General features: G+C 64.7%; 15 protein-coding genes. 8 read left to right on the top strand and 7 right to left on the bottom strand.

Annotated features, from left to right (window positions below):
• The first annotated feature begins 4 nt into the window (after positions 1–4).
• The 6 genes from GGC65_RS01765 (at position 5) to GGC65_RS01740 (ending at position 5,486) form a co-directional block, all read left to right on the top strand.
• On the top strand, positions 5–379 hold the full coding sequence (locus GGC65_RS01765) for an integron (RefSeq protein WP_192645583.1): 375 nt from the start codon (positions 5–7) through the stop codon (positions 377–379).
• Between the two features lie 11 nt (positions 380–390).
• On the top strand, positions 391–1,788 hold the full coding sequence (gene lpdA, locus GGC65_RS01760; RefSeq protein WP_192645582.1) for a dihydrolipoyl dehydrogenase: 1,398 nt from the start codon (positions 391–393) through the stop codon (positions 1,786–1,788).
• A 2-nt stretch (positions 1,789–1,790) separates the two neighbouring features.
• Complete coding sequence (locus GGC65_RS01755) at positions 1,791–2,417, top strand: phosphatase PAP2 family protein (RefSeq protein WP_192645581.1); 627 nt, start codon at positions 1,791–1,793, stop codon at positions 2,415–2,417.
• 9 nt (positions 2,418–2,426) lie between these two features.
• Positions 2,427–3,347, top strand: a complete 921-nt coding sequence (locus GGC65_RS01750) for an aminotransferase class IV (RefSeq protein ID WP_192645580.1) — start codon at positions 2,427–2,429, stop codon at positions 3,345–3,347.
• A complete protein-coding gene (locus GGC65_RS01745) occupies positions 3,344–4,078 on the top strand; it encodes an HAD family hydrolase (protein ID WP_192645579.1) in 735 nt (244 codons plus the stop codon). Before GGC65_RS01750 ends, GGC65_RS01745 begins: the two co-directional genes overlap by 4 nt.
• A 73-nt stretch (positions 4,079–4,151) precedes the next feature.
• Positions 4,152–5,486, top strand: coding sequence for a metal-dependent hydrolase family protein (locus tag GGC65_RS01740; RefSeq protein ID WP_192645578.1), 1,335 nt, complete (start codon positions 4,152–4,154; stop codon positions 5,484–5,486).
• A 4-nt stretch (positions 5,487–5,490) separates the two neighbouring features.
• Here GGC65_RS01740 and GGC65_RS01735 read toward each other — a convergent pair whose 3' ends face one another.
• Both GGC65_RS01735 and GGC65_RS01730 read right to left on the bottom strand, forming a co-directional pair.
• Positions 5,491–6,270 (bottom strand): tyrosine-protein phosphatase, encoded by a 780-nt coding sequence (locus GGC65_RS01735; RefSeq protein WP_192645577.1) that lies wholly within the window; start codon positions 6,268–6,270, stop codon positions 5,491–5,493.
• A 2-nt stretch (positions 6,271–6,272) separates the two neighbouring features.
• Complete coding sequence (locus GGC65_RS01730) at positions 6,273–7,076, bottom strand: crotonase/enoyl-CoA hydratase family protein (RefSeq protein ID WP_192645576.1); 804 nt, start codon at positions 7,074–7,076, stop codon at positions 6,273–6,275.
• A gap of 51 nt (positions 7,077–7,127) precedes the next feature.
• Between GGC65_RS01730 and GGC65_RS01725 the strand changes: the two genes are divergently transcribed.
• Together GGC65_RS01725 and GGC65_RS01720 are read left to right on the top strand one after the other, a co-directional pair.
• Positions 7,128–8,267, top strand: coding sequence for an acyl-CoA dehydrogenase family protein (locus tag GGC65_RS01725; protein WP_192645575.1), 1,140 nt, complete (start codon positions 7,128–7,130; stop codon positions 8,265–8,267).
• The gene (locus GGC65_RS01720) at positions 8,264–8,965 is read left to right on the top strand and encodes an acyl-CoA dehydrogenase family protein (protein WP_192645574.1); all 702 of its coding nucleotides are present in this window, start codon (positions 8,264–8,266) and stop codon (positions 8,963–8,965) included. The genes GGC65_RS01725 and GGC65_RS01720 overlap by 4 nt, the downstream gene beginning before the upstream one ends.
• Positions 8,966–8,968: 3 nt before the next feature.
• On the opposite strand, the gene GGC65_RS01715 is transcribed toward GGC65_RS01720, so the two are convergent.
• From GGC65_RS01715 to GGC65_RS01695, 5 genes are all read right to left on the bottom strand, one after another.
• Positions 8,969–10,099 (bottom strand): CaiB/BaiF CoA transferase family protein, encoded by a 1,131-nt coding sequence (locus GGC65_RS01715; protein WP_192645573.1) that lies wholly within the window; start codon positions 10,097–10,099, stop codon positions 8,969–8,971.
• Between the two features lie 16 nt (positions 10,100–10,115).
• Positions 10,116–11,366, bottom strand: a complete 1,251-nt coding sequence (locus tag GGC65_RS01710; RefSeq protein ID WP_192645572.1) for an acetyl-CoA C-acetyltransferase — start codon at positions 11,364–11,366, stop codon at positions 10,116–10,118.
• Between the two features lie 67 nt (positions 11,367–11,433).
• Positions 11,434–12,216 carry an SDR family NAD(P)-dependent oxidoreductase gene (locus GGC65_RS01705; protein WP_192645571.1) on the bottom strand — a complete coding sequence of 261 codons (783 nt, stop codon included), beginning with the start codon at positions 12,214–12,216 and terminating at the stop codon, positions 11,434–11,436.
• A gap of 11 nt (positions 12,217–12,227) precedes the next feature.
• A complete protein-coding gene (locus GGC65_RS01700; protein WP_192645570.1) occupies positions 12,228–13,433 on the bottom strand; it encodes an acyl-CoA dehydrogenase family protein in 1,206 nt (401 codons plus the stop codon).
• The gene (locus GGC65_RS01695) at positions 13,430–14,524 is read right to left on the bottom strand and encodes an acyl-CoA dehydrogenase family protein (protein ID WP_192645569.1); all 1,095 of its coding nucleotides are present in this window, start codon (positions 14,522–14,524) and stop codon (positions 13,430–13,432) included. Before GGC65_RS01695 ends, GGC65_RS01700 begins: the two co-directional genes overlap by 4 nt.
• Between the last annotated feature and the right edge of the window lie 26 nt (positions 14,525–14,550).

Genomic DNA, 14,550 nt, shown 5'->3' with positions numbered 1-14,550 from the left:
CGCCTTGCTCTCGCTGCTGTTGATCGGCGCGACGCCTGCGTCGTCGCCGGTCATCATCGGCAAGGCCGGCCCCGATCTCGACGCCTGCCTGTCGGTGGGCGAAGTCGGAGGCTTCAAGGATCCCGCGAAAAGCTTCCTCTCGGTCCGCGCCGCGCCCGATACGAAGGCGCGCGAGATCGATCGGCTGAAGGGCGGGCATTGGGTCGTCATGTGCGATGATGCGAAGGACGGGACATGGACTGGCATCGTTTACGCGCCGGGCGACAGTCGCGAGATGGATTGCGGAACCGGTAGCCCCGTCGAGTCCGAACGGCCCTATGACGGCCCGTGCAAATCGGGCTGGGTCTCATCGAAATATATCAAAATAATAGCAGGTTAAGGATTTCTCCGATGGCTGACACCAATTACGACCTCATCGTCCTCGGCTCGGGCCCCGGCGGCTATGTCGCGGCGATCCGCGCGGCGCAGCTTGGCCTCAAGACCGCGATCGTCGAGCGCGAGAATCTCGGCGGCATCTGCCTCAACTGGGGCTGCATTCCGACGAAGGCGCTGCTGCGCTCGGCCGAAATCTATCATTATATGCAGCACGCGGGCGATTACGGCCTGATCGCGCAGCAGATCAGCGCCGACATCGACGCGGTGGTGAAGCGCAGCCGCGGTGTCGCGAAGCAGCTCAGCCAGGGCGTCGCCTTCCTGATGAAGAAGCACAAGATCACCGTCCATATGGGCGAGGGCAAGCTGACCGCCCCGGGCAAGATGGAGGTCAAAGGCGAAAAGGGGACCGAAGCCCTGACCGCCAAGAACATCATCGTCGCGACCGGCGCCCGCGCGCGTGATCTGCCCTTCGCGCCCGCCGACGGCAAGCGCATCTGGACCTATCGCCACGCGCTTGTCCCGCCCGAAATGCCGAAGAAGCTTCTCGTCATCGGATCGGGCGCGATCGGGATCGAGTTCGCAAGCTTCTACAGCGACATGGGAGTCGACGTGACCGTGGTCGAAATGCTCGACCGCCTCGTGCCGGTCGAGGATGCCGATGTGTCGGCCTTCCTCGAAAAGGCGCTCAAGAAGCAGGGTATGACGATCTTCACCGGCGCCGGCGTCGAGGAATTGAAGGCGACCGCGACGGGCGTTACCGCGAAGATCAAGACCAAGGACGGCAAGACCGAAAGCGCCGAATTCAGCCATGCGATCGTCGCGATCGGCATCGTCCCGAACACCGAGAATATCGGGCTCGAAGCCTTGGGCGTGAAGACGACCAAGGGTCATATCGACACCGATGCAATGTGCCGCACCAACGTCTCCGGCATCTGGGCGATCGGCGACGTCACCGCGCCGCCGTGGCTCGCGCACAAGGCAATGCACGAATCGGTGATTTCGGTCGAAGCGATTGCGGGCAATCACCCGCACGCGATGGACCCGCGCAACATTCCGGGCTGCACCTATTGCCGCCCGCAGATCGCCAGCGTCGGCCTGACCGAAGCGAAGGCGAAGGAACTCGGCTACGAGGTCAAGGCCGGCACCTTCCCCTTCATCGGCAACGGCAAGGCGATCGCGCTCGGCGAGGCCGAGGGTTTCACCAAGACCGTGTTCGACGCCAAGACGGGTGAACTGCTCGGCGCGCATATGATCGGCGCCGAAGTCACCGAGCTGATCCAGGGCTATACGATCGGCAAGACCGCCGAGCTGGTCGAGGATGATTTCATCGGCACGGTCTTCCCGCATCCGACGCTTAGCGAAACGATGCACGAAGGCGTACTCGCAGCATTCGGACGGCCGCTGCATATTTGACGATGACGCAGCGCCTGCTCGTCGCCGCGGCGGCGCTGATCCTCGCGGTCATCCTGCTCGGCTTTGCGGTCGGCGCAGGATGGACGCAGGCGTTCGATCTGCGCATCTCCAACGGGCTGGTGCTCCACGTCGGCGAAACCAGCCCGGCCTTCATCGCCTTCATGCAGGGCGCAAGCTGGATCGGCGGCGGCACACCGCGCTGGATCATCGTGATCCTGCTCTGCGGGCTCGTCTGGCACTGGTGCGGCCCACGCTGCGCCATCGCGCTCGGCGGTGCGTCGCTGCTGTCGAACCTCGCCTCCAGCCTGCTCAAACTCGGCTTCGGCCGGGCGCGTCCCGACCTGATCGAACATCTCGACCATCAGACGAGCTTTTCCTATCCCAGCGGTCACGCGACGAGCGCAGCGGTCGTCTATCTCCTGCTCGCATGGCTTGCGCCGCCGCGCTGGCGCCGCGCGGCGTGGAGCCTCGCCGGCGCGATGATCGTCCTCAACGGCTTTTCGCGCATCATGCTCGGCGTCCATTGGGCGAGCGATATTTTGGGTGGCACGATGCTCGGCGCGGCTTTCGCGCTGCTCGGGGCCTGGTGGGTAAGCCTTCGCCCTCGACAGGAAAGCACAAGCGGCTAACGTCGCCGCATGGCTCAAGGCACCCACGACTTCGTCCCCGACCCGCGCAACGACGCGATCCTGATCAACGTCAACGGCGACCTCGTCCCGCGCGCGCAGGCGAGCGTGTCGGTGTTCGACAGCGGCTTCATGCTCGGCGACGGCGTGTGGGAAGGCATTCGCGTCCATAAGGGGCGCATGGCGTTTCTCGACCAGCATCTCGACCGGCTTTGGGAGGGGGCAAAGGCGATCGCGATGGACATCGGCATCTCGCGCACCGAACTCGAACAGCGGCTTTATGCGACGATCGACGCCAACGACATGGATGCGTGCCATATCCGGCTGATGGTCACGCGCGGCATCCGCTCGACCCCCTATCAGGACCCGCGCGTCGTCATCTCGCCCGCGACGATCGTCATCATCGCCGAACATAAGGACCCGCTGCCCGCGACGGTCGAGAAGGGTCTATCGCTCTTTACCGTCCACGTCCGCCGCGGCGACCCGGCGGTGCAGGACCCCAAGCTCAATTCGCATTCCAAGCTCAACTGCATCACCGCCTGTATCCAGGCCGCGCAGGCGGGCGCCGATGAGGCGTTGATGCTCGACCCGCACGGCTTCGTCGCGACGTGCAACTCGACGCATTTCTTCATCGTTCGCAAGGGTGAAGTATGGACGTCGAGCGGCGACTATTGCCTCGGCGGGATCACCCGCGCCAATGTCATCAGCCTGTGCCGTGAGAACGGCATCCCCGTGTTCGAAAAGAATTTCTCGCTCACCGACGTCTATGGCGCCGACGAGGCCTTCGTGACGGGGACCTTCGCGGGCGTCGTCCCGGCGCATACGATCGACGGGCGTGTGCTGACCGAAGGCAGGGGGCCGATGGTCGAGCGGTTGCAGACCCTCTACAAGGCGCTGATCGAGCGCGACATCGGCGGGCGCTCGCGTCCGTGACCGATTGCATCCGCATTGCGATGTGGTCGGGGCCGCGCAACCTCTCGACCGCGATGATGCGCAGCTTCGGCGCCCGGGCCGACACCCATGTCAGCGATGAACCATTCTATGGCGCATATCTAAAAGAGACCGGCGACCCGCAGCCGATGATGGATGCGGTGATGGCGTCGATGGACTGCGACTGGCACGGCGTCGCGCGGACGATGACCGGCCCTTGCCCGACCGGTGCGCCGATCTGGTACCAGAAGCATATGGCGCACCATATGGTCGGCGGAATCGCGCACGACGACCTGCCGGGTCTACGCCACGCCTTCCTGATCCGCGACCCCGCCCGCGTCGTCGCCAGCTATGCCGCGAAACGCGTATCGGTGCGCCCCGACCATCTCGGTACCGACAAGCAGGTCGAATTTTTCGACCGCGAAGCCGACCGGCTCGGTCACGCGCCACCCGTGATCGACAGCGCCGATATCTTGCGCGACCCGCCCGCGATGCTGCAAAAATTGTGCGCCGCACTCGGCATCGATTGGGATCCGGCGATGCTGCGCTGGAAGGCCGGCATTCACGACACCGACGGCGTCTGGGCGTCGCATTGGTACGACGCGGTCGCATCGAGCACGGGCTTTGGCGCCCCGGACAAGCCGGTCCCAGCGCTGACTGCCGACGAGCAAGCGGTCGCGGGTGCCTGCCGCCCCGGTTACGACTATCTTGCGCAGCACAAGATCGCCACCTGACGCATTTTCCGCTGTCCTATTTTACGGCGGTTTGCCATTGAGTTTGCGGGCACCAACAACAGGCGGGTCAAACATGCAATCGCGAGTGAAGTTAGGCAGTTTTCTGCGGGGAATCGCTTTGGGCTCGACGGCGCTTTTCGCCGCCGCCATCGCTCCTGCACAGGCGCAGGAAGCGACTGGACAGACGGTGATCACCGCTGCGCGTTACGTGGACGTTCTGACCGGCAAGACGGTCGAATTTCCCGCGATCTTTGTCGGCGCCGACGGCCGTATCACGAACATCGCCGACGCGCGCACTGTCCGCTGGGGATCGAACGTCAAACATGTCGATCTCGGCGACAAGACCTTGCTTCCGGGCCTCATCGACATGCACGTCCATCTCGACGGCCCCGCCGACATTGGCGGCTACCGCGGGCTCGAATTTACCGACAGTTTCTGGGGCATGACTGCGGTCAAAAATGCCAATGACATGCTCGGCGCGGGATTCACTACGGTGCGCAACGTCGGGTCGAGTGACCGCAACGACATCGGGCTAAAGCAGGCAATCGACGCGGGCTATGCCACCGGTCCGCGCATCGTGCCCGCGGGCTATGCGCTCGGCGCGACCGGCGGGCATTGCGACAGCACCTTCCTGCCGCCTAGCCTCGAAAAGAAGGATGGCAAGGAAGAAGGGATCGGCGATACGCCCGAGGAACTCCGCTACCAAGTGCGTCGCCAGCGCAAATATGGTGCCGAGGTCATCAAGGTCTGCGCGACCGGCGGCGTCTTTTCGCGCAACACCGAGCCCGGCCAGTTGCAGGTCTCCGAACGTGAGCTCGCCGCGATCGCCGACGAGGCGCACCAATGGGGCCTCCGCGTCGCCGCGCACGCGCACGGTGCGTCGGGCATCCGCGCCGCGATTGCTGCCGGCATCGATACGATCGAGCATGTCAGCCTTGTCGACGACGAAGGCATCCGCATGGCGGTCGCGCGCAAACAGCCCGTGTGGTTCTCGATGGACATCTACAACACCGAATATACGCAGGCCGAAGGCGCGAAGAACGGCGTGCTCGAGGACAACCTCCGCAAGGACCGCGAGGTGGCTCAGATCCAGCGCGACAATTTCCGCAAGGCGGTAAAGGCTGGCGTGCGCATGGTGTTCGGTTCGGACGCCGGTGTGATGCCGCACGGCGACGTCGGCAAGCAGTTCCGCGTCATGGTCGAATATGGGATGACCCCGCTGCAGGCGATCCAGGCGGCGACGAAGAATGCTGCCGAGGCGCTCGGCCGCGAGAAGGATGTCGGTGCGATTGCGGTCGGCCGCTACGCCGATATCGTCGCGGTCGACGGCAATCCGCTGACCGACGTGCGCCAGCTCGAAAGCGTCGATGCGGTGGTGAAGGGCGGGGTGCTGGTGAAGGGCCAATAGGCCCTTACACCACCAACCGGTCGGTCAGCGCCTCGCGCATGGCGGGGGTGAAGTTCAGCACCGCCTCGGCATAGGTCGGGATATCGCCATGGTCGCGCCGCACCGTCGCGAGTGCGGCGTCGAGGTAAGCAGGGTTGACCGACATCAACGCGCGGATCGCATCGTCATGGATTTCGGCGCCGTAACGTGACCGGATATGCGCCGCGCCCTGCGCGATGCGTTCCTCGATCTTGCCCGCGGTGTTGGTCAGCAGATAATCCTGCATCAGATCGTCCTCATGGACGCCGAGCAGCCGGTGAACGATAGCGACGGCGAAACCGGTGCGATCCTTGCCCGCCACGCAATGAACAAGGCTCGGCGCATCATATTCGGCGAGCGCCGCCAGATAGAGCCGCAGCGTCGCGACCAACGCGGGACGATAGGGCATGCCGGCATAGGTATCGATCATCCGCTCACGGGCCGTCTCGACATCGATCGTCCCGCCCGCGGCCTGCAGATGCGGCGCGAGCCCGGCGGTCACGCCGCCCGCGAACAGCACGCGCGCCGAAAAGCTCTCGCTGCGCCGGCAAGGATGCAGCTCGCGCTCGTCGTCGCCGCGCAGGTCAACCACCGTTTCGAGCCCGAGCGCGTCGAGCGCGTAGAGATCCTCGTCGGTCGCCGCCTCATGGTGCGCCGAGCGCCACAGCATCGCCTCGCGGAGCCGCCCGCCACCCTCGACGGCATAGCCGCCATAGTCGCGAAAATTGTGGATGCCGGACAGCGGCAGGACACGCTCGGCGAGCATGGTCATTCTCCTGTAAACACGGGGGGACGTTTTTCGACAAAGGCATTGATCGCCTCGCGGTTATCCGCGGTTTCGTGGACGATCGCCTGATAGGCTGCGCTGAGTTCCAAAATATCGCTCATCCGGCTGTGCTGCGCCTCGCGGAGCAGGCGTTTCGTCAGACGCAGCGCGCGGGGCGGGTTGCAGACGATCCGCTCGGCAATGGCGATTGCACGGTCGAGCAGTTCCGCATCGGGCACGACGTCCGTGACCAGACCATATTCCTTTGCCTGTGCTGCGTCAAAGCGGTCGCCGGTCAGGAAGAGTTCGGCGGCACGCGGATAGCCGAGTATCTTTTGCAGCAGCCATGCACCGCCGTCACCGGGGACGATCCCGACCTTGATGAAGCTGCAGGCGAATTTGGCGCTTTCGGCCGCGATGCGGATGTCGCAGGTGCAGGCGAGGTCGGCGCCAAGCCCGATCGCATGGCCGTTGACCGCGGCGATCATCGGCACCTCGCAGTCCATCAGTGCGCGGATCACCGCCTGCACGCCCTTGCGATAATTGGCGCGGGTGGAATCGGGCTGGTCGAGCACGCCGATGCCGGTGCGATCCTGCATGCCTTTCAGGTTCCCACCGGCGCTGAATGCCTTGCCGCTGCCGGTCAGGATGATCGCGCTGACACTACGGTCGTCGCCGAGGGTGCGCAGCGTATCGATGATGTCCTGGCAGTCTTCGTGCGTGCCGATTGCGTTCATGCTCTCCGGCTTGATCATCGTCAGGATCGCGATCTTGCCCCGCCGCTCGACACTCAGAAATTCGCCCATCTTCAATTATCCTTTGCTGCCTAACCAAAGCTATTGCATGGCTGGTGCGACATGCAAGGCTTTGCGCTCTATCCCTTCGATCCACCCGGCGACATTGCCGCACTGCGTGCCGATTTGCGGAGCTGGCTTGCGGTGAACCAGCCGCAGGGCGACGTGGTAGCGCGGGCGAACTGCTGGGCGAGTTTCGATGCCGATTTCAGCCACGCGCTCGGCGCGGCGGGCTATGTCGGCATGACACTTCCGAAGCGTTACGGCGGCGGCGATCGCCACCCACTTGAGCGCTATGTGGTGATCGAGGAGTTGCTGGCGGCGGGAGCACCGGTCGGCGCGCACTGGATTGCCGATCGCCAGACCGGGCCGCTGATCCTCCGTTATGGCAGCGAGGAACAGCGCCAGCGCTATCTGCCCGGTATTGCGAAGGGCGAACTCTACGCCTGCATCGGCCTGTCCGAACCGGGCGCGGGTTCCGATCTCGCGGGGGTGCGGACAACTGCACGTGAAACAGCGGAAGGCTGGCGGATCAACGGTCAGAAGATCTGGACCACCGGGGCGCACTTCTCGCATATCATGCTCGCGCTCGTCCGCACCGAGGAGGGGAGCGAACGCAACGCCGGGCTCAGCCAGTTGCTGATCGATCTCGACACACCGGGCATCGCCATCCTTCCGATCATCGACATGGCGGGTCATCACGACTTCAACGAGGTTTTTTTCGACGATGTGCTCGTACCGCATGGCGCCCTCGTCGGCGAGCGGGGGCAGGGGTGGAAACAGGTCACCGCCGAACTCGGGCTCGAACGCTCGGGCCCCGAACGCTATCTGTCGAGCCATGCGCTGTTTGTCGCGCTGATCGATGCAGCCGGCCCCGAACCTGCTCCGGCGATTGCAACGCTGATCGGCGAACTCGCCGCCGAAATGTGGACGCTGCGCCAACTGTCGATGTCGACCGCTGCGAAGCTTGCGGCCGGCGAAGACCCGATGGTCGAGGCGTCGGTGGTCAAGGAACTCGGCAACGCGTTCGAACAGGATATGCCCAGGCGTGTGCAGGCGATCGTCGACTGCGGCTGGGGCGATGAAGATGATCTCGCAAAGCTGCTCCGCGCGCTGCTCATTGCTTCGCCGAGCTTTTCGCTGCGCGGCGGCACGCGCGAAGTGATCCGCGGGATCATCGCACGCGGATTGGGCCTCCGATGAGCGCGGCACGAGAGATGCTCTGCGATACTGCGCGCGCCGTGTTCGCCGAAGCCGCGACCGCAGGCATCGCACCGGTCGAGGAGGCGGGCTTCAGCCTCTTGCTCGTCCCGGAAGAGCAGGGCGGTTTCGGCGGCGACTGGGGCGATGCGAATGCGGTATTACAAATCGCAGGCGTGCTTGCTCCCGATCTCCCGGTCGCCGAACTCATCGCTGTTGAAGCGCTGCAACCAGCGGCAACCGTCAGCATGATGGCGGGCGCAATGGGGCAGGCGCTCGCGTTGTCGATCGAGCATGTGAACACCCGCCAGCAGTTCGGTCGCCCGCTGGGCAAATTTCAGGCGGTGCAGCAATCGCTCGCGGTCATGGCCTGCGAAGTCCGCGCGGTCGAAGCCGCCGCAGCAGCACTCGCCGCGCGGCTCGACACAGTGGGCCTCGATGCGACGGCGGCCGACTTGGAGATTGCTGCTGCAAAACTACGCGCCAACCGCGCCGTCGGCGTCGTCACCGCCATCGCGCATCAGGTGCATGGCGCTATCGGCTTCACCGAGGAATATGACCTCAACCGTGTTACAATCCCGCTGATGCGCTGGCGCACCGCCCACGGCAACGATGCCTATTGGGCGCAGCGCCTTGGTCGCCAAGTGGCGGGCCTCGGCGGGCGCGGCCTCTGGGAAGCGATGACCGCGCGCGGCGCGTGAACGTCAGCGCACCGCGCCGCCATCGCGCAGCGCAGCGATCCTTTCTGCATCATAGCCCAGCCCGATCAACACCGCTTCACTATCCGCGCCGACCGCGGGCGCGGGACGCGGGGTGTCGTTGACGCTCGCTGAATAGCGCGGCGCTGGAGCAGGCTGGACCGCGCCACCGACGGTCAGGAACGTCTCGCGCTCAACATTGTGCGGATGCTGCGGCGCCTCGCTCAGCGACAGGATCGGCGCAAAGCAGACGTCGGTCATTTCCATGATCGCGCACCATTCGTCACGCGTCTTTGTCGCGAACAACGCGGTCAACTTTTCCTTCAGCGGCCCCCATTTGGACGGATCCATCTGCGCGTCGAAGTCGGTGTCGTCGGTGAGGCCGGTCTTCTCGCGCAGCAGCGCGTAGAATTGCGGTTCGATCGACCCGATCGAGATAAACTTGCCGTCGGCGCAGGCATAGCTGTCATAGAAATGCGCGCCGCCGTCGAGCATGTTAACGCCTGCCTGATCCTGCAGCCGCCCGGCCGCATGGAACCACCAACTCATCCCCGCGAGCAGCGCCGAACCGTCGGTCATCGCGCAGTCGATCACCTGGCCCTCGCCGGTGCGCGCGGCGTGGACAAGCGCGCTCGACATGCCGAACGCCAGCATCATCCCGCCGCCGCCGAAATCGCCGACATAATTAGCGGGGGGTACTGGCTTTTCGCCCGCGCGCCCGATCCCGTGGAGCACGCCCGACAACGAGATATAATTGATGTCGTGCCCCGCCGCCTGCGCATAGGGGCCGAACTGACCCCAGCCGGTCATGCGCCCGTAAACGAGCTTCGGATTATCCGCGAGCAGCACCTCGGGGCCGAGCCCGAGCCGCTCCATCACGCCCGGCCGATAGCCCTCGATGATCCCGTCGGCGCTTTTGCAAAGATCGCGCGCAATCTGCACCGCCTCGGGATTTTTCATGTCGAGCACGATCGAGGTGCGATTGCGGCTCAGCGGATCGCGCGGATCCATGAAGCCGCCGGGGCGATCGATGCGGATCACCTCGGCGCCATGGTCGGCGAGCATCATGCCGCAGAAGGGGCCGGGACCAATGCCGGCAAATTCGATGATCCTGATACCCTTCAGCGGTCCGGTCACGTGGCTCTCCTGTTTTTCAGATACGTTCGATGATGATCGCGGGCGCCATGCCGCCGGCGGCGCACATGGTGACGAGGCCGTAACGGCCGCCCGAGCGTTCGAGTTCGTCGAGAGCGGTGCCGATCAGGATCGAACCCGTCGCGCCGATGGGGTGGCCGAGCGCCATCGCACCGCCGTTGATGTTGACCTTTTCGCGGTCGAGATCGAGGTCGCGGATGAACTTTTCGGCGACGACCGAGAAGGCTTCGTTGATCTCCCAGACGTCGATGTCGTCCTTCGTCAGGCCGGCCTTTTCGAGCACCTTCTTCGCCGCCGGAACCGGGGCGTTGAGCATCAGCGTCGGATCGTCGCCGATATTGGCATAGGCGACGATGCGCGCGCGCGGCTTCAGGCCATGCTTGTCGGCATAATCCTTCGAGGTCAGCAGCAGCGCGGCTGCGCCATCGACGACGCCCGACGAATTGCCGGCATGGTGGAAATGCTGGATCTCTACGTCAGGATAGCGGCGGTTGATCTGCTTGCGGAAGGTGAAGCCGCCGCCAAGGTCGAAGTCGGCAAGGCCGGTGAAGGCCGGCTTCAGCGAAGCAAGGCCCTCGGCGGTCGTTTCAGGGCGCGGAAATTCCTCATGGTCGAGCGCGACGCTGCCGTCGGTGTTCAGGACCGGCACGACCGACTTGGCAAAGCGGCCTTCCTTGATCGCGCGGTCGGCACGCTGCTGGCTGACAAGCGCGAGCGCATCAAGGTCTTCGCGGCTGATGCCTTCGATCGTCGCGATCGCGTCGCCGCATACGCCCTGATGCGATTGCGGGTGGATTTCGTCGAGCGCTTCGTGACCCGATCCCATCAGGCGCGGGGGCAGGCCGGCATTTGCCTGTTCGGCGGCGAAAGCGGTCGTATAGCTCATCATCTCGGTGCCGCCGGCGATGACGCAATCTTCCATGCCGCTCATCACGCTGGCAGCGGCGAAATTCACCGAGCTGATCCCGCCGCCACAGAAGCGGTCGAGCGTCGTGCCGCTGGCCTTGGTGTCATAACCCGCCGACAGCGCCGCCATGCGGCCGAGGTCGCCGCCCTGCTTGCCGTTCTGGCTCGACGTCGACCAGACGATGTCGTCGACGGTTGAAGTGTCGAGATTGTTGCGGTCGCGGATCGCAGCCAGCACCGTCGCGGCAAGATGCTGCGGATGCAGGTGCGATAGCGCGCCCTTGCCCGGTTTGCCGACCCCGCGCGGGGTACGAACGGCGTCGATGATATAGGCCTCGGCCATGGTGAATATCCTTTCGTGGAGAGCTTCGAAGATCGTCAGTCGATTGAAAAGCGCGTTGATGGGGAGTTTAGCGGGGGGCCATCCTTATCGCGCCGTCGAGGCGCACGGCCTGTCCGTTGAAATAGGTGTTGCGGACCATCTCCATCGCGAGGCTCGCATATTCCTCGGCCTTGCCGAGCCGCTTGGGGAAGGGAACAGAGGCCTCGAGGCTCTCCTTCACCTTCGGGTTCATATTGTTGAGGAGCGGCGTACCGAATACGCCCGGCATGATCGAATTGACCCGGATGCCCAGATCCATCAGATCGCGCGCCATCGGCAGGACGAGGCCGTTCACGCCGGCCTTTGCCGAGCCATAGATGACTTGGCCGATCTGGCCATCCTGCGCCGCGACCGAGGCGGTGAGCACGATCGCGCCGCGTTCGCCGTCTTCCATTTCGGGAACGGTCGCCATGCCTTCGGCTGAGATCGACGCGACGCGATAGCTCGCGGTCAATATGCCCTCGACGCCAAAGGCATAGTCGGCGGTGGGCGTACGGCGATAGCCGCCGATTTCCTTGTCATAGGCGAGCGTCTTGCCGCGGCGCGACGTCATCGCGCAATGGACGCACACGCGCTCCTGCCCATGCGCGGCGCGCGCCTTGGCATAGCCATCGAGCACCGATTGCTCGTCGGTGATATCGACATGGACGAACAGGCCGCCGATCGACGCCGCGACCTCCTCGCCAAGTGCATCGTTGATGTCGAAAATCGCAACCTTCACGCCCGAGGCGGCCAGCGCTTCGGCGGTAGCCCGGCCCAGACCCGAGGCGCCGCCGGTGACGACCGCTGATATGGTGGAATCAATCTTCATGGGGAGGCTCCTCAGGCGGGAATCTGGTTGAAGGGGATGCCCTTGTCGGGGCGATGATCCTGCGGCAGGCCGAGTACCTTCTCCGCGATCGTGTTGAGCAACGTCTCGTCCGACCCGCCGGCGATGCGGCCCGTCGGCGCGTTGATCCAGCTCGACGCCCAATCTTCTTTCTGCGACGCATGTTCGTCGAAGAGGAAGCCGTCGTGGCCCTGCAGGTCGAGCGCAAGTTCGGACAATTTCTGGCGCGAGCGCACTGCAACCAGCTTGTTCAGCGAGCCTTCGGGGCCCGGCATCATCCCCGCCTGCATCATCAGCCGCGCACGCACGTTGATCGAATCGAGCCCGGCGCGCATCGCATGGTTGCGCGCTATCTGCTGGCGGATACGCCCATCCTCGATCGCGGGCCGACCGTTTAATTGAACGTCCTTCGCCAGCTCGACGAACAGGTCAAGATGCGGACCGAATCCCGCGCTGTCGGTCGCGACATAGCGTTCGATCATCAGCGTCGCGATCGCGACCGCAAAGCCCCCACCGACCGGCGACATGCGGTGGTCGTCGGTGATCTTCACATCGTCGAAGAAGACTTCATTGACGTGGCTGTCGCCGCCCGCCAGCTTGATCGGGCGCACCGTGACGCCCGGCGCCTTCATGTCGACCCAGAAATAGGTCAGCCCCTTGTGCTTCGCGACGGTCGGGTCGGTGCGCACGACGATCACGCCATAGTCGCTGTAATGCGCCCAGCTCGTCCACACCTTCTGCCCGTTGATCTTCCAGCCGTTGCCCTCAGGCTCGGCCTTGGTGCGCAGGCCCGCAAGGTCCGAGCCGCCCGAGGGTTCGGAAAAGAGCTGGCACCAGATTTCCTCGCCCTGCAGCGCCTTCAGCACGCGTTCCTTGACGAACTCCTTGTCGCTGCCGAACTGCATCAGCACCGGTACGGGCATGCCGAGCGAGATGCCGAAATAGAAGCTCGGGAAACCATGCTTCATTTCTTCGGCGTCGAAGGTGACTTTCTCGAGATGGCTGAGGCCCTGGCCGCCATATTCGGTCGGCCAGTTGATGCCGGCGTAGCCCGCATCGAATTTCGCCTTCTGGTAGCGGCGGCCGAGCGCCAGATCGTCGGCTTCGGAGAGGCCCTTGCGGGCATCGCGGCCAAAGGTCGGCGCCATTGACTGCAGCCAGGCGGAAGCCTTGGCGCGATAGGCGTCGAGATCGCTCATGCCGCTTCTCCTGCAAGCTGATCAACCAGCACATCTTCCCAGAACAGGCTACTGCCCTGTTCGATCGCAAGGCTGCGCGCGCGGCGCATGTGAAGGTGCAGCCCGATTTCCCACGTCACGCCGATGCCGCCGTGGATCTGGATGCAATCGCGCGCGGCGGTGTCATAGGCCTCGGTCGCCGACAGCCGCGCGGCCGCAGCGGCGGTAATGAAATCGGCGGCGCCTTCACGCGCCGCAGCATGGATGCAGTTCGCGCGCGCCAGTTCGACAAGGCCGTAGAGTTCGGCGATGCGATGCTTCACCGACTGGAAGGCACCGATCGGCTGGCCGAACGCCTTGCGCGTCAGCGCATAGTCGCGCGCGATTTCCATCAGCGCCTCGGCCCCGCCGGTCTGCTCGTGCGCAGTGACGACGGCTTGCAACGCCAATATGTGGAGCGCCGCGTCGCGCGCTGCGCCGCCCACCGCGAGCGTTTCGGCGGGAGTACCGATAAAGCCGATATCGGCAATCAGCCGACTGTTGTCGAAACTCGGGATGGCCGAACGCTGCGTCCCGGCGAGGTCGGCGAGTGCGAGCACCGGCATGCCCGGACCGTTCGCAAAGACGATTGCGACATCGGCGGCAAGCCCCCCGGAAACGCCACGGGCCGTGCCATCAAGCTTGTCGTCGGTAAACGTCACATCGGGGCGTGCGGGCAGGGCGTCGGGACCGGCCGCAAAGGCGATGGCGCCGATGGTCTCGCCGCTCGCGAGGCCGGGCAGCCAGCGCGCCTTTTGCGCGTCGGACCCGAAAAGCTCGATTGCCTTGGCCGCGCCGAAGCCCGACGTCAGGAACGGCGCGCCGCTGATGCTGCGCCCCGCCTGATGCGCGATGAGGCCGAGTTCGATGAGGCCGAGCCCCAGACCGCCCTCGGCTTCGGGAAGTGCAAGCGCAGTCCAGCCCTGTTCCTTGGCAGTATCCCAGAAGGGGCGATGATATTCGCCGACGGCTTCGAGGAGCGGCAACAGCGCGTCCTTGTCGACCCGCGCTTCCAATACGCGCCGCGATTCGGTCGCGATCGCCTGCTGGCCTTCGTCGTAGAGGATGGTCATGCCTGCACCCGTCCTTCTCCCATTAT

It is taken from the genome of Sphingopyxis sp. OAS728 (genome assembly GCF_014873485.1).
Classification (GTDB): Bacteria; Pseudomonadota; Alphaproteobacteria; order Sphingomonadales; family Sphingomonadaceae; genus Sphingopyxis.
The sequence above is the reverse complement of the archived record's forward strand: the minus strand, read 5'-3'. Positions and strand labels throughout refer to the sequence as shown.

What these genes read in the sequence shown, in the direction of transcription:
- lpdA (WP_192645582.1), top strand. Translation starts at nt 391, where the DNA reads ATGGCTGACACCAATTACGACCTCATCGTCCTCGGCTCGGGCCCCGGC.
- GGC65_RS01755 (WP_192645581.1), top strand. Translation starts at nt 1,791, where the DNA reads ATGACGCAGCGCCTGCTCGTCGCCGCGGCGGCGCTGATCCTCGCGGTC.
- GGC65_RS01750 (WP_192645580.1), top strand. Translation starts at nt 2,427, where the DNA reads ATGGCTCAAGGCACCCACGACTTCGTCCCCGACCCGCGCAACGACGCG.
- GGC65_RS01740 (WP_192645578.1), top strand. Translation starts at nt 4,152, where the DNA reads ATGCAATCGCGAGTGAAGTTAGGCAGTTTTCTGCGGGGAATCGCTTTG.
- GGC65_RS01735 (WP_192645577.1), bottom strand. Translation starts at nt 6,270, where the DNA reads ATGCTCGCCGAGCGTGTCCTGCCGCTGTCCGGCATCCACAATTTTCGC.
- GGC65_RS01730 (WP_192645576.1), bottom strand. Translation starts at nt 7,076, where the DNA reads ATGGGCGAATTTCTGAGTGTCGAGCGGCGGGGCAAGATCGCGATCCTG.
- GGC65_RS01725 (WP_192645575.1), top strand. Translation starts at nt 7,128, where the DNA reads ATGCAAGGCTTTGCGCTCTATCCCTTCGATCCACCCGGCGACATTGCC.
- GGC65_RS01720 (WP_192645574.1), top strand. Translation starts at nt 8,264, where the DNA reads ATGAGCGCGGCACGAGAGATGCTCTGCGATACTGCGCGCGCCGTGTTC.
- GGC65_RS01710 (WP_192645572.1), bottom strand. Translation starts at nt 11,366, where the DNA reads ATGGCCGAGGCCTATATCATCGACGCCGTTCGTACCCCGCGCGGGGTC.
- GGC65_RS01705 (WP_192645571.1), bottom strand. Translation starts at nt 12,216, where the DNA reads ATGAAGATTGATTCCACCATATCAGCGGTCGTCACCGGCGGCGCCTCG.
- GGC65_RS01700 (WP_192645570.1), bottom strand. Translation starts at nt 13,433, where the DNA reads ATGAGCGATCTCGACGCCTATCGCGCCAAGGCTTCCGCCTGGCTGCAG.
- GGC65_RS01695 (WP_192645569.1), bottom strand. Translation starts at nt 14,524, where the DNA reads ATGACCATCCTCTACGACGAAGGCCAGCAGGCGATCGCGACCGAATCG.